This is a genomic window from Flagellimonas hadalis, from assembly GCF_007785775.2.
Lineage (GTDB): Bacteria > Bacteroidota > Bacteroidia > Flavobacteriales > Flavobacteriaceae > Flagellimonas > Flagellimonas hadalis.
Map to the genome: position 1 here is coordinate 1 of NZ_VNIK02000046.1, position 534 is coordinate 534.

Genomic DNA, 534 nt, shown 5'->3' on the forward strand with positions numbered 1-534 from the left:
AATGGTAAAGTTTCCTCCACCTTCCTTGAAGAATAGAGCACCTTCGGTCACAGGACCTACCACAGTGATGTTGCTCAAAGTGGTTGTGGTCACTGGGGTGGCATCACCGTTGTCGCCATTGTTGGACCCTTCGATACCGGCCTTGGCACCACCGGCGATGTACCAGTTGCTACCGTTGCCCGTCCAACCATCGGCAAAGTCGATGGAATCGTCACCGCTTCCTATGGAGACAAGATAGTTGCCGCTTACGGTACCTCCGAAGAACTCGATACCGTCGTCGGCACCGTTATAGGACTGCACATATTCGAAAGTGGTTCCGGAACCTACACCGAACAGGGATACTCCGTTGAACTCTTTGGTATTGGAGAAAGTTGCCCCTGTGTACTCTACACGGAGGTAAGTGATGGACCCGGAGTCGTCATTGGCCACGTCACCTCCATAGGTAAGGTCGCCCACCTCGGTGGTCACGTCCACGCCCTTGTTGGTAGGGGCATTACCGGCGATGACCAATCCACCCCAATCGCCTGGAGCAGG

At 54.7% G+C, this 534-nt stretch carries 1 pseudogene; it reads right to left on the reverse strand.

Features of this window, described 5'->3' with window-relative positions:
- A pseudogene (locus FOT42_RS17940) lies at positions 1-534 on the reverse strand (hypothetical protein); the annotation flags it as partial.